Origin of the sequence: Rhizobium glycinendophyticum, from assembly GCF_006443685.1 — a bacterium.
GTDB lineage: Bacteria > Pseudomonadota > Alphaproteobacteria > Rhizobiales > Rhizobiaceae > Allorhizobium > Allorhizobium glycinendophyticum.
Genome location: NZ_VFYP01000001.1, coordinates 1,999,556 through 2,012,564 on the forward strand (window position 1 = coordinate 1,999,556; position 13,009 = coordinate 2,012,564).

Consider the following 13,009-nt stretch of genomic DNA (forward strand, 5'->3'; position numbering starts at 1 on the left):
ATTCGGGCATAGCCGCCAAGCGTGGTTGCAAATGATGCCAATTCGGTCGATACCGGGGGTCGCCAAAGGACGGTGGACGTGGAGCCGGCATGAAGATCTTCAACTACAAGCGCGTGCCTTATGCCGAAATCCGGGCCTTCTCGGTGCATATGCTGACGGCCTCTGGCTCCTTTCTCGCCTTTCTCGGCGTCGTTGCTGCGGGTGAGCGCCGCTTCGTCGACATGTTCTGGTGGCTGGGTTTGGCGCTGCTCGTTGACGGAATCGACGGCCCGATCGCCCGCAAGGTGCGCGTCAAGGAAGTCCTGCCCAACTGGTCGGGCGATACGCTCGACAACATCATCGACTATGTCACCTATGTCCTTCTGCCGGCCTTCGCGCTCTATCAGAGTGGCATGATCGGGGAGCCCTGGTCCTTTGTTGCTGCCGGCCTGATCGTCGTGTCGAGCGCAATCTATTACGCCGACATGGGCATGAAGACAGCCGAGTACTTCTTCTCCGGCTTTCCGGTCGTCTGGAACATGGTGATCTTCACCCTCTTCGTCATTGATGCGAGCGCCACGACGGCTCTCATCGTTGTGCTGCTTTCCGTTTTCCTCACTTTCCTGCCGATCCACTTCCTGCATCCCGTGCGGGTCAAGCGGCTGCGGACGCTCAATCTCACGGTCTTCTTGCTCTGGTGTGCCTTTGCCGGCTATGCCCTCCTCCTGCATTTCCAGACGCCGACCTGGGTTGTCGCAGGCACGATCGTCACGGGCGCTTATCTTTATGTTATCGGCGGCGTCCTCCAGCTTTTCCCGCAACTTGGGCGCGCCCGCTAAGGCGCCGCTGCATAAGCTTGCTGAAAACGAAAAAAAACCTCTGCCTATATATTGTGCGTTGCCGCAAACCGGTTATGAATTGAGCGACGGACCAGGCAACAAGACTTGGCCGGAAGCCTGCGAAAGCGAGGGGACCTGTGTCGCATCAAATGCCCGAAGGGCAAGAACCGCTCTTGTCCGTAACCGGCCTGACGAAGTTGTTCGGCAGTTTCAAGGCCTGCGACGGCATTGATCTTACGATCGGTCACGGCGAAATCCACGCGCTGCTTGGAGAAAACGGTGCCGGCAAGTCCACGCTGGTGAAGATGCTCTTCGGCATCCTCGCGCCCTCGGCGGGTGAGATCTCCTGGCTCGGAGGTGAAACAGCCATCCCCAATCCAGCCGCTGCCCGTCGTCTGGGCATCGGCATGGTCTTCCAGCATTTTTCATTGTTCGAAGCGTTGACGGTCGCCGAGAATATCGCGCTGTCGCTCGACGAGAAGATCTCGATTGCCGACCTGTCAAAAAAGGCCGCGGAACTCTCCGTCGCCTATGGCCTGCCGCTCGACCCCGACGCCCATGTCGCCGATCTCTCTGTCGGCGAACGGCAGCGGATTGAGATCGTGCGGGCCCTCTTGCAAAACCCGAAGTTGATCATCCTTGACGAGCCGACGTCGGTGCTCACCCCGCAGGAAGCGGACAAGCTTTTCGAAACGCTCTTCAAGCTCAAAGCCGAAGGTCGTTCCGTCCTCTATATCAGCCACCGCCTCGAAGAGGTGCAGCGCATCTGTGACCGGGCGACAGTGCTCCGTCACGGCAGGGTCACCGGCGCCTGCGATCCGCGCCAGCAAACGCCCGCATCGCTTGCTCGGATGATGGTCGGCGCTGAAGTCGCTGGCGTTGAGAAGGTCGAGCCGCCGGCGGATGGAGAAATCCAGCTGCAGGTGACGGGTCTCTCGGTCACTCCGCGCACACCATTCGCTATGCCGCTGAAGAATGTCTCGATGACTGTTCGCGCAGGCGAAGTTCTGGCGATCGCCGGTGTCGCCGGCAATGGCCAAAGTGAACTGTTCGACGCCTTGTCGGGAGAATATCCGGTGCGTGACGCGGATGCCATCCGTCTACGCGGCCGGTCTGTGGGCCGGCTTGGCATCAACGAGCGGCGTCTACTCGGTGCGGGATTTGTCCCCGAAGAACGCCACGGCCATGCCGCCGTGCCCGCCATGAGCCTGTCGGAAAATCTCTTCTTGTCGCGAAACGCCTCCGACCGCTCCGCCTATTTGTCCGGCGGCAAGCTCGGCCTTATCCGTCACAGCCGCGTGCAGCAGGCCGCTCGCCGCATTTCTGAAATGATGGACGTACGCAAGAGCGGTGAAGACCCCGCCGCGGGCTCTCTGTCCGGCGGCAATCTCCAAAAGTTCATCGTCGGGCGCGAACTCGACCGTCAGCCGTCCGTGCTCGTCGTTAACCAGCCGACCTGGGGCGTCGATGCCGGCGCCGCAAGCCGGATCCGTCAGGCGCTGGTCGATCTGGCAAAGAGCGGTTCGGCCGTCATCGTCATCAGCCAGGATCTCGACGAGATATTCGAAGTGGCAACCAGCATTGCAGCCATCTCCGAAGGGCGTTTGTCTGACGCCTATCCGGCGGCCACCATGACGCGCGAGCGCATCGGCATCCTGATGGGCGGCGTGCATGGTCAAGACACTGCCCCGTCGACTGTAGCGGAGAGCGCCCATGCGCATTGAACTCGAGCGGCGCGCGCGCCAGTCAGCCGTTTTCGCATTCGTATCGCCGCTGCTCGCTCTGGCGCTGACCGTGCTGTTCGGTGGCATCATGTTCGCGCTTTTGGGCAAGGACCCGGTTTCGGCTCTCTACAGCTTCTTCATCGAGCCATTGCTCGAGGTGTGGTCTTTGCATGAACTGGCGATCAAGGCAGCGCCGCTGATCCTGATCGGAGTCGGTCTCTCGGTCTGTTATCGCTCGAACAACTGGAATATCGGCGCCGAAGGCCAGTTCACCGTCGGCGCGATCGTCGGCTCGATCGTACCGATCATCTTCTATGACTGGCACTCGCCGTTGCTGCTGCCCATCATGATGGTGATGGGCGCGATCGGTGGCGCCGCCTATGCCGCCATTCCGGCCCTGCTGAAGACCCGCTTCAACACCAACGAAATCCTCACCAGCCTGATGCTGGTCTATATTGCCCAGCTCTTCCTCGACTGGCTCACCCGCGGCATCTGGAAGGATCCGGCCGGGTACAATTTTCCGCAGTCGCGCTCCTTCGTGACAGAAGCCGTTCTGCCGGAAGTGCTGGCCTCCGGCCGCGCCCATTACGGCATCGTTTTTGCCATCCTCGCCGCCATCGCCGTCTGGTTCATGATGCGCTACACGCTGAAGGGTTTTCAAGTGAACGTGCTCGGCCAGTCGGAACGGGCAGGGCGCTTCGCGGGGTTCTCGGGCCGCAAGATGGTCTGGTTCTCGATGATGTTCTCCGGCGCGCTTGCCGGTCTTGCCGGCATTGCCGAAGTCTCAGGATCGATCGGTCACCTGCAGCCGGCGATCTCGCCCGGCTATGGTTTCACTGCGATCATCGTCGCCTTCCTCGGTCGCCTCAATCCCCTCGGGATCATCGCCTCCGGCTTCGTCCTGGCACTGACCTATCTCGGCGGCGAAGGTGCACAGTTGTCGATCGGCGTATCCGACAAGGTGACCCGCGTCTTCCAGGGCCTGCTGCTGTTCTTCGTGCTCTCCTGCGACACGCTCATTCTCTACAAGGTGCGCATCGTTTTCGATCGCGTCCGCTCTGCACCGACGAAGGCCGCGTCATGATCTTCGAAGCCATTTTGCTGACAGTCATCACCGCCTCCACGCCACTTGTCATCGCTGCGATCGGTGAACTGGTGACCGAGCGTGCGGGCGTGCTCAATCTCGGTGTCGAGGGCATGATGATCGTCGGCGCCGTCTGCGCCTTCATCGCAACGAAGACGACGGGTTCGCCCTATGTCGGCGTCCTCGCCGGCATCGTCGCTGGTGCGGCCTTCTCGCTGCTCTTCGGCTTCCTCACACTCACGCTGGTCGCCAATCAGGTTGCTACAGGTCTGGCGCTCACCATTCTCGGCCTCGGTGTTTCGGGCATGGTCGGCGAAAGCGTCGTCGGTCAGCCGGGCATCAAGATGCAGCCCATCGCCATTCCGCTGCTGTCGGACATCCCGGTGCTCGGCACCATTCTCTTCCGCCAGGACATTTTCTTCTACCTGTCGATCGCCCTCGTCATCGGCGTCAACTGGTTCCTGTTCAACAGCCGCACCGGTTTGAAGCTCCGCGCCATCGGCGACAGCCATGGCTCCGCCCATACACTCGGCCTGCCGGTCATTCGCACGCGCTATCTTGCCGTCATGTTCGGCGGTGCCTGTGCAGGCCTGGCCGGCGCTCAGCTGTCGCTGGTCTACACGCCGCAATGGGTGGAGAACATGTCCGCCGGCCGCGGCTGGATCGCGCTGGCTCTCGTCGTCTTCGCCGCCTGGCGGCCTTGGCGTGTACTCGCAGGTGGCTATCTCTTCGGTGCGGTCACCATCGGCCAGCTCCACGCCCAGGCGCTCGGCATCGGCCTTCCCTCGCAATTTATGTCGGCACTGCCCTATGCGGCCACCATTGTCGTGCTGATCATAATTTCCCATAATCGCCGCACGACACTGATCAACACGCCGGCCTCCCTTGGCAAGCCGTTCGTGCCGGACCGATAAGAAACACAAAGTTCAATCCAACCAGACAGGGGTACACCATGAAGAACTTCCTCTTCGCGCTCGCTGCATCCGCAGCCGCCATCGTGGGCGTTGCGGCGCCCGCCGCAGCACAGGACAAGACCAAGATCTGCTTCGTCTATGTCGGCTCGAAGACCGACGGCGGCTGGACGCAGGCCCACGAACTCGGTCGCACGACCCTGCAGGAGCATTTCGGCGACAAGATCGAAACGCCTTACCTCGAAAACGTTCCGGAAGGCCCGGATGCCGAGCGCGCGATCGAGCGCATGGCCCGTTCGGGTTGCGCCGTCGTCTTCACGACCTCCTTCGGCTTCATGGATGCGACCCTGAAGGTCGCCGAAAAGTTCCCGGACGTGAAGTTCGAGCACGCCACCGGCTACAAGACGCTGCCGAATGTCGCGACCTACAATTCGCGCTTCTATGAAGGCCGATTCATCAACGGCCAGATCGCTGGCAAGATGTCGAAGAACGGCGTCGCCGGTTACATCGCCTCCTTCCCGATCCCGGAAGTCGTTGCTGGTATCAACGCCTTCCTGCATGGCGCCCGCACGGTTAATCCGGAATTCAAGCTCAAGGTCATCTGGGTCAACACCTGGTTCGACCCCGGCAAGGAAGCCGACGCTGCCAAGGCTCTGATCGACCAGGGCGTCGACGTTCTGACCCAGCACACCGACACGACCGCGCCGATGCAGGTTGCCGAAGAGCGCGGGATCAAGGCCTTCGGCCAGGCTTCCGACATGATCTCTGCCGGCCCGACCGCACAGCTGAGCTCGATCGTCGACACCTGGGGTGCCTATTACATCAAGCGCACCCAGGCTATCCTCGACGGCACATGGACCTCGCAGCAGACCTTCGACGGCCTGAAGGACGGCATTCTCACCATGGCGCCCTACACCAACATGCCGGATGACGTTAAGGCAATGGCCATGGACACCGAAGCCAAGATCAAGTCGGGCGAGTTGAAGCCCTTCAGCGGCCCGATCAACAAGCAGGACGGCACGCCCTGGCTCAAGGAAGGCGAAACCTCCGACGATGGCACCATCCTTGGCATGAACTTCTATATTGAAGGCGTCGACGACAAGCTGCCGCAGTAAGCTCAGAGTTTACGAATCAAGTTGAAGGGGCGCCTCGGCGCCCTTTCATTTCTCTGTTTCAAAAACCATAAATTACGCATACGAAACTCTTCACCATCCTCTGACCTTCGTATAACAAACCGCACGACACGCGTTGGAGACAAGTGGGCATGCGGAAGGACGAAGTGCGGGATCTGATGGCCGTCTTGCCGCTCAAGACGAGCCACTCGAAGGTCGTTGAGCAACTGGGTCTGGCGATTGTTGCCGGCAAACTGGCAGTCGGCGAAACGCTGCCGGGTGATATCGAGCTGGAAAAACAATTCGATGTCTCTCGCTCGGTTTTGCGAGAAGCCATGAAAACCTTGGCAGCCAAGGGACTGGTGGTGGCGAAATCGCGTGTCGGCACGAGGGTGACCGACAAATGCAACTGGAACCTGCTCGATGAATGTGTCTTGCGCTGGCATTTTCGCGCAGGCGTCACGGCCGAGTTTCTCAACCATCTCTATGATCTTCGCCTCGTCCTCGAGCCTGCGGCGGCAGCATTCGCTGCCGACCGTGCGTCTCCGGACGATTGTGAACAACTCCGCGGCTATGCCATGGCGCTGGGTGCGCCTGACCTGACCTTCCGCGAGCAGGTCGAAGCGGACCTGAAATTTCATGTCCTTCTGTCTCTCGTGGGAGCCAATCCCTTCATGGAGAGCATGGTCGGTTTCATCAAGACCTCGCTCGACGGCGCCTTCACCCTCGCGCACAGCCAATATGTCCGCCAGTCGGGCAATGGCATCACCCAGTCTCATCTGGCGGTAGTCGAGGCGATCGAACGCCAGGACGGCAAGGCTGCGAGGGACGCCATGCGACACCTGATTCAGCTCGGCCGCCGCAGCGCGATCGCCGCCCTCGAACCGCCGCCTTCGCGGGGGTGATGCCGCTCTTTCGGCTTGCGGGCATTCGGTACGGACGCTACTGAATTGGCGCCGTTCAACATGCCGGAGTAAGCCATGAGCCGTAGATGTCTCGCCGTTGTTCTCGCTGCGGGCGACAGCACCCGTATGAAGTCGTCGGTGTCCAAGGTGCTGCACCCGGTCGCTGGACGGCCGATGATTGCCCATGTCATGGCCTCGATCGGCGCATCCGGCGTGTCCGATGTGGTCTTGGTGCTCGGACGGGATGCTGAAAAGGTCGCAGCAGCAGGCGCGCTCCCCGGAATGGCAGTGGAAAGTGTCCTGCAGACCGAGCGACTGGGCACGGGCCACGCAGTGCTGTCGGCACGTGAAGCAATCTCCCGCGGCTATGACGAAATTCTGGTGGCTTACGGCGACGTCCCGCTGATCACACCCGCACCGTTGAAGGCAGCGCGCGAAGCCTTGGCCTCCGGCGCGGATGTCGTGGTGATCGGTTTCCATACGGCAAATCCGGCCGGTTACGGTCGTCTGCTGGTGGAGAACGGCGAACTTGTTGCGATCCGCGAGGAAAAGGACGCAACTGACGCCGAAAGGGCTGTGACCTGGTGCAACAGCGGCCTGATGGCAATCAATGGTGAGAAGGTGCTCGACTACCTTCAGCAGATTGGCAATGCCAATGCCAAGGGTGAGTACTACCTCACCGATGTCGTCGAGATCGCTCGTGCGGCCGGTGGCAAGGTGGTCGCGGTCGATGCTCCGGAGTCCGAACTCACCGGCTGTAACAATCGCGCTGAACTCGCCGTCTTGGAGCGCATCTGGCAGGAGCGTCGCCGCCACGAACTGATGGTCTCCGGCGTCACGATGATCGCGCCGGAAACGGTTTTCCTGAGCCACGACACGGTCATCGGTCAGGACGCACTGATCGAGCCCAACGTCGTCTTCGGCCCTGGTGTTATCGTCGAGGGTGGTGCGGTGATCCACGCTTTTTCGCACCTGGAAGGTGCCCATGTCGCCGCCGGCGCGACAGTCGGACCCTTTGCCCGTCTGCGCCCGGGTGCCAATCTGGCTGAAGGCTCCAAGGTCGGCAATTTCTGCGAGGTGAAGAAGGCCGAGATCGGTCGTGGAGCCAAGGTTAACCACCTGACGTATATCGGCGATGCGACGGTCGGTGCAGAAACCAATATCGGCGCCGGCACGATCACTTGCAATTATGATGGCGTGAACAAGCACGAGACCCATATCGGGGCAGGAGCCTTCATTGGTTCCAATTCGTCGCTGGTTGCTCCTGTCTCCATCGGGGACGGTGCCCTGATCGCCTCCGGTAGCGTCATCACCGAGGACGTAGCCGCTGATGCGCTCGCCTTCGGTCGCGCACGCCAGGAGATGAAGCCGGGACGCGCCGCCGTGATCCGCGAACGCAACCTTGCGATCAAGGCTGCCAAGAAGGTCTCCCAGTAACAGCGTCAACAGACCCTTCACCACTTGTTATGCTGCGTTGCATTACGAGACGAAATGCAATTTGACCTCTCGCTCAATTGCCTATTGCGGCAAAACCGCTAGGAAAAACCCGTATTGATTACGGAACGGAGAATTTCATGTGCGGCATCGTCGGCATCGTCGGTAACAAGCCTGTGGCGGAGCGTCTGGTCGACGCCTTGAAGCGGCTCGAATATCGCGGCTATGATTCCGCCGGCGTCGCCACGATCCACGACAACACGCTCGACCGGCGTCGCGCCGAGGGCAAGCTGTTCAATCTCGAGACGAAGCTTGCCGCTGATCCGCTCCCCGGCAATATCGGGATCGCCCATACCCGTTGGGCGACCCACGGTGTTCCCAACGAGACAAATGCCCACCCGCATTTCGTCGATGGGGTGGCGGTCGTCCACAACGGCATCATCGAGAACTTTTCCGAAATCAAGGAAGAGCTGCTGTCCTTGGGTGCGGTGTTCTCGACCCAGACCGACACTGAAGTCGTGGCGCAATTGCTGGCCAAGTACCGCCGCGATGGCCTTGGCCGCCGCGAGGCCATGCACAAGATGCTCAAGCATGTCACCGGCGCCTATGCACTGGCCGTGATCTTCAACGACGATCCCTCGACCATCATGGCGGCCCGGTCCGGCCCGCCACTCGCGATCGGCTATGGCGACGGCGAGATGTTCTTGGGCTCTGACGCGATCGCGCTGTCGCCCTTCACCAACCGCATTGTCTATCTGCATGACGGCGATTGGGCCATCATCGGCAAGCAGGGTGCCCATATCTTCGACCTGGACGGCAACCCCGTGGACCGGCCCGTGCAGATATCCTCGGCTTCCGCCTACATGATCGACAAGGGCAATCATCGCCATTTCATGGAAAAGGAGATCTACGAGCAGCCGGAGGTCATCTCCCACGCGCTGTCGCATTACGTCGATCTCGCCGAACACATTGTCCGTCCCTCCGACGGCGGCATAGATTTCGCATCTCTGAGTGGCCTTGCCATCTCCGCCTGTGGGACGGCCTATCTCGCGGGCCTCGTCGGCAAATACTGGTTCGAACGGTATGCCCGCCTGCCGGTGGTAATCGACGTGGCCTCCGAATTCCGCTACCGCGAAATGCCGCTACGTCCTGATCAGGCTGCCCTGTTCATCTCCCAGTCGGGGGAGACAGCCGATACGCTTGCCTCGCTGCGCTACTGCCGCGACAACGGCCTGAAGATCGGCGCCGTGGTCAATGTCAAGGAATCGACCATCGCCCGGGAATCGAATGCCGTCTTCCCGATTCTTGCAGGACCTGAGATTGGCGTCGCCTCGACCAAGGCCTTCACCTGCCAGCTCGCCGTGCTCGCCTCTCTCGCCATTGCAGCAGGCAGGGCGCGTGGGACGTTGACCGAGACGGAAGAAAAGCAGCTGGTCAAGAGCCTGTCCGAGATGCCGCGCATCATGAGCCAGGTGCTGAACGCCGTGCAGCCGCAGATCGAGGCTCTGTCGCGCGATCTTTCGAAATACAAGGATGTTCTTTATCTCGGCCGCGGCACGAGTTATCCGCTCGCCATGGAAGGCGCGCTGAAGCTCAAGGAAATCTCCTATATCCATGCGGAAGGCTATGCCGCGGGGGAGCTGAAGCACGGCCCTATCGCGCTCATCGACGAGAACATGCCGGTGATCGTCATTGCGCCCTTTGATCGCTTTTTCGAGAAGACCGTGTCGAACATGCAAGAGGTGGCAGCCCGCGGTGGCAAGATCATCTTCATCACCGACGAGAAGGGGGCTGCCGCCTCCAAGCTCGAGACCATGGCGACGATCGTGTTGCCTGTTGTGGCCGAGATCGTTTCGCCAATGGTTTATTCGATCCCGATCCAGCTGCTCGCCTATCACACTGCCGTCTTCATGGGCACCGACGTCGATCAGCCGCGCAATCTGGCGAAGTCGGTCACAGTCGAGTGACCACCGAAACCGAGAGCCCACGGGCTGCGGGCGTTCCCGCTGTCCGTGATCTGCCATCCCAGATCTAGCTATTGCGTGACCTCGCCGGCTCGGGCATGGTCGCGCACATCGACGCATTCCCGCATTGCACAATGACGGTCTCATGAGCGACATCAAGGATAGGATCTCGGTGGCCACCCGCCTCAGGAACAATTTCCTGACCGGATTGATCATCTGCGCGCCGATGGCGATTACCATCTATCTGACCTGGACCTTCATCCACTGGGCCGATAGCTGGGTTAAGCCGTATATTCCGGATCGCTACAACCCGGAATCCTATCTGAAATTCGCTGTCCCCGGCACGGGGCTGCTGATCGCCCTTCTGTTCATCACACTCGTAGGTTTCCTCGGCCGCAACCTGATCGGCCGCTCGATTGTTGGTTACAGCGAAAACATTCTGAACCGGATGCCGCTCGTCCGCACGGTCTACAAAAGCACCAAGCAGATCTTCGAAACGGTTTTGAAGGAGCAGGGCACCTCCTTCAAGAAGGTCGGCCTGATCGAGTTTCCGCGCGCTGGCACCTGGGCGCTGGTGTTCATCTCTTCGGATGCCAAGGGTGAGATTGCCGTAAAGCTCAATCAGAACGGCGAGGAAATGGTCGCCGTCTTCCTGGCCCCGACACCGGTCCCGACAGCCGGATTTCTGATGTTCGTGCCGCGCAGCAAGCTGATGCTGCTCGACATGACGCCGGAAGAGGGGGTGAAGCTGTTGATCTCGGCGGGTCTGGTGACGCCCGACTACAAATCGGCTGAGCCGGCGGCTGCGATGCAGGCTTTGGTCGAGGAGGCGGTTGCCGATACTTCGCCCGGCGAGGATCGTGTCGCGAGACGCCAGTAACCTCTTTTACCCGGCATGCAGGAAGCGGATCGCCTCGTCGCGGCGATGGAGGTAGAGCAAGGTTCGCACCGCCTGTCCACGCTCGGAGGTCAGCTCCGGATCCCGTTCCAGCAGATAGGCCGAATCCTTGCGGGCAATCTCCAGCAGATCGCCATGATGCTCCAGACTGGCGATCTTGAAGCCCGGCGTGCCCGACTGCCGCGTGCCCAGCAATTCGCCTTCGCCGCGCAGCTTCAGGTCCTCCTCGGCGATCAGAAAGCCGTCTTCCGAATCGCGCAGGATCGACAGCCGCGCCTTGCCGGTCTCGCCCAGCGGTCCCTTGTAGAGCAGGATACAGCTCGACGTCTCGTCTCCACGCCCGACACGGCCGCGCAGCTGATGCAACTGGGCAAGCCCGAAGCGCTCGGCATGTTCGATCACCATGATCGTCGCATCCGGTACATCGACGCCGACTTCGACCACGGTGGTGGCCACCAGCAGCCGCGTCTCGCCATTCTTGAAGGCAAGCATGGCGGCATCCTTCTCCGGTCCGCTCATCCGCCCGTGCACGAGCCCGATCGGCGCCTTGATGAACTGCGAAAGCACCGCCTGACGCTCCTCCGCCGACATCAGCTCGCTTTCTTCCGTCTCCTCGACCAGCGGGCAGATCCAGTAGGCCTTCTTGCCCTCTGCGATTGCTGCCCTCAACCGCTCGATGACGTCGGGCACACGCTCGGTCGGCACCGTCACCGTCTGGATCGGCTTGCGACCGGCCGGCTTCTCGGTGAGCTTGGACACATCCATGTCGCCGAAGGCGGCGAGCACCAGCGTGCGCGGGATGGGCGTCGCTGTCATGACCAGCATATGCGGCGAGATGCCCTTGGAGGTCAGCCGGAGACGCTGATGCACGCCGAAGCGATGCTGTTCATCGACCACCGCGAGCGTCAAATTCTTGTAGTTAACGGCATCCTGGAAGAGCGCATGCGTGCCAATGACGATCTGCGCCTCGCCGGAAGCAATTCGCTCCAGGATCGCCTCACGCTCCTTGCCCTTAGTGCGACCGGTTAGCACTTCGATCCTGAGACCCGCCGGTGCCCCGAGCTTGGCCAGCGTGGCATGATGCTGCCGCGCCAGGATTTCCGTCGGCGCCATCAGCACCGCCTGACCACCAGCCTCGACCGCAGCCGCCATGGCGAAAAGCGCAACCAGCGTCTTGCCGGCCCCGACATCGCCCTGGACCAGCCGAAGCATGCGTTGGTCGGAGGCCATGTCCTTCAGGATGTCGTCGATCGCCGCCAGCTGGCTGTTGGTCGGCGTGAAGGGCAGGGTGGCGCGGATCTTCCCGCTGATCTCGCCCGTTGGCTTGATGGGCGTGCCTGGCACCCGCCGCAGCTTCTGCCGCACAAGCGCTAGAGACACTTGACCCGCCAGAAACTCGTCATAGGCAAGCCGGCGCCGGGCCGGCGCCTGAGGGTCGATATCCTTCTCGTCGCGCGGATTGTGGAGCGCCACGAGGCTGTCGCGCACACTGGCAAAGCCCTGCTTTGTCGCAAGCGTTGCATCCGACCATTCCGGCAAATCTGGCATGCGTTCGACCGCAGCCTCCACCGCCTTGCGCAACACCTTGGGTCCGAGTCCCGCCGTCATCGGATAGACCGGCTCGACCAGTGGCAGGTTCTCCGCCTCGCTCGCCTTCACCATCAGGTCCGGATGCACCATAGAAGGGCGGCCGTTGAACCAGTCGACTTTCCCTGAGACCATCACGATCTCGTCGACCGGCAATGCCTTTTCCAGCCAGTTGCCCTTGACCCGGAAGAAGGTGAGCGCCAGTTCCCCCGTCTCGTCATGCAGCATCACGCGGTAGGGCAGGTTGCTCTTGCCCGGCGGTGGCGGAAGGTGGCGATCGACGCGGCCGGTGATTGTCACCAGCGAACCCTGCTGGGCATAGGCAATGCCTGGCTGGTGGCGACGGTCGATCAACCGGTGCGGGGCCAGGAACAAGAGGTCGACGACCCTTGCATCCTCTGCATCTTCGCGCCCGAGCAGTGTGGCAAGAAGCTGGGCGAGCTTGGGGCCCACTCCGCTGAGCGAGGCGACGGAGGCGAACAGGGGGTCGAGAAGATGGGGACGCATGATGCGGGCAAAATGCCCCGTTATTTGCCCCTTTGGCAAGCTGACATTTGCCGGTCGCTGCTCTA

10 protein-coding genes are annotated in these 13,009 nt (G+C 61.3%); 9 read left to right on the forward strand and 1 reads right to left on the reverse strand.

Features of this window, described 5'->3' with window-relative positions; translation table 11 throughout:
* Positions 1-89 precede the first annotated feature (89 nt).
* From pcsA to FJQ55_RS09880, 9 genes are all read left to right on the forward strand, one after another.
* Positions 90-818, forward strand: a complete 729-nt coding sequence (gene pcsA / locus FJQ55_RS09840; protein WP_140827559.1) for a phosphatidylcholine synthase — start codon at positions 90-92, stop codon at positions 816-818.
* Positions 819-967: 149 nt separating this feature from the next.
* On the forward strand, positions 968-2,542 hold the full coding sequence (locus FJQ55_RS09845) for an ABC transporter ATP-binding protein (protein WP_140827561.1): 1,575 nt from the start codon (positions 968-970) through the stop codon (positions 2,540-2,542).
* Positions 2,532-3,626 carry an ABC transporter permease gene (locus FJQ55_RS09850; protein ID WP_140827562.1) on the forward strand — a complete coding sequence of 365 codons (1,095 nt, stop codon included), beginning with the start codon at positions 2,532-2,534 and terminating at the stop codon, positions 3,624-3,626. The genes FJQ55_RS09845 and FJQ55_RS09850 overlap by 11 nt, the downstream gene beginning before the upstream one ends.
* Positions 3,623-4,540, forward strand: a complete 918-nt coding sequence (locus FJQ55_RS09855; RefSeq protein WP_140827564.1) for an ABC transporter permease — start codon at positions 3,623-3,625, stop codon at positions 4,538-4,540. Before FJQ55_RS09850 ends, FJQ55_RS09855 begins: the two co-directional genes overlap by 4 nt.
* Positions 4,541-4,578: 38 nt before the next feature.
* The gene (locus FJQ55_RS09860) at positions 4,579-5,652 is read left to right on the forward strand and encodes a BMP family ABC transporter substrate-binding protein (protein ID WP_140827565.1); all 1,074 of its coding nucleotides are present in this window, start codon (positions 4,579-4,581) and stop codon (positions 5,650-5,652) included.
* Between the two features lie 149 nt (positions 5,653-5,801).
* The gene (locus FJQ55_RS09865; RefSeq protein WP_140827567.1) at positions 5,802-6,554 is read left to right on the forward strand and encodes a FadR/GntR family transcriptional regulator; all 753 of its coding nucleotides are present in this window, start codon (positions 5,802-5,804) and stop codon (positions 6,552-6,554) included.
* A gap of 75 nt (positions 6,555-6,629) precedes the next feature.
* Complete coding sequence (glmU, locus tag FJQ55_RS09870) at positions 6,630-7,991, forward strand: bifunctional UDP-N-acetylglucosamine diphosphorylase/glucosamine-1-phosphate N-acetyltransferase GlmU (protein ID WP_140827568.1); 1,362 nt, start codon at positions 6,630-6,632, stop codon at positions 7,989-7,991.
* Between the two features lie 137 nt (positions 7,992-8,128).
* Positions 8,129-9,955, forward strand: a complete 1,827-nt coding sequence (gene glmS, locus FJQ55_RS09875; protein WP_140827569.1) for a glutamine--fructose-6-phosphate transaminase (isomerizing) — start codon at positions 8,129-8,131, stop codon at positions 9,953-9,955.
* A gap of 142 nt (positions 9,956-10,097) precedes the next feature.
* Entirely contained in the window at positions 10,098-10,832 is a 735-nt protein-coding gene (locus FJQ55_RS09880; RefSeq protein WP_246085062.1) for a DUF502 domain-containing protein, read from the forward strand.
* 6 nt (positions 10,833-10,838) lie between these two features.
* Here FJQ55_RS09880 and recG read toward each other — a convergent pair whose 3' ends face one another.
* Positions 10,839-12,944 (reverse strand): ATP-dependent DNA helicase RecG, encoded by a 2,106-nt coding sequence (gene recG / locus FJQ55_RS09885; RefSeq protein WP_140827571.1) that lies wholly within the window; start codon positions 12,942-12,944, stop codon positions 10,839-10,841.
* Positions 12,945-13,009: the final 65 nt, after the last annotated feature.